Source organism: Desulfosporosinus sp. I2 (assembly GCF_000960765.1).
In the GTDB taxonomy this organism is placed as follows: Bacteria; Bacillota; Desulfitobacteriia; order Desulfitobacteriales; family Desulfitobacteriaceae; genus Desulfosporosinus.
The window spans coordinates 1-419 of the sequence record NZ_JYNH01000328.1 but is presented as its reverse complement, the minus strand read 5'-3'; the positions used below and the strand labels follow the sequence as shown (position 1 = coordinate 419).

1 protein-coding gene is annotated in these 419 nt (G+C 29.6%); it reads right to left on the bottom strand.

Annotated features, from left to right (window positions below):
• Nucleotides 1-105: 105 nt before the first annotated feature.
• A partial coding sequence (locus tag UF75_RS29575) for a hypothetical protein (RefSeq protein WP_045577390.1) occupies nt 106-419 on the bottom strand: 314 nt, incomplete at its 5' end.

Here is a 419-nt window from a genome sequence, read left to right as displayed (position 1 = left end):
TTTATTTTATTTTTCTTTAATGCACTATTTAAGGAATACCACAGTGCTGCTAAATACGTGGTTTTCCCTGCATTAGGAAGCCCCATTATATAACAGTTCTTTAAATCATTCATCGCTATCACCTAATATCTTTTTATAAAGTTTATTAAACTCAGAATCTACGTTATTTGTTTCGTCATTAACAAATGATAAAATTGTACTGATTTTTTTACCACACCACAAATCCATTAACTCTTTAATTCCGTGCCCAACTTCAAATTTCGTAATATCATTTGGCATAGCCGCAACATTATAAAAATTGATTTCATCAATATATGATTTTAGACGTTGTTGTAATTCGCCTTCTTTTCTTGTAATAAATGTTTTTATAGCTGGATCTTGTTGCAAGTTCTCTTCAACGGTATCGTATTTACTAATAA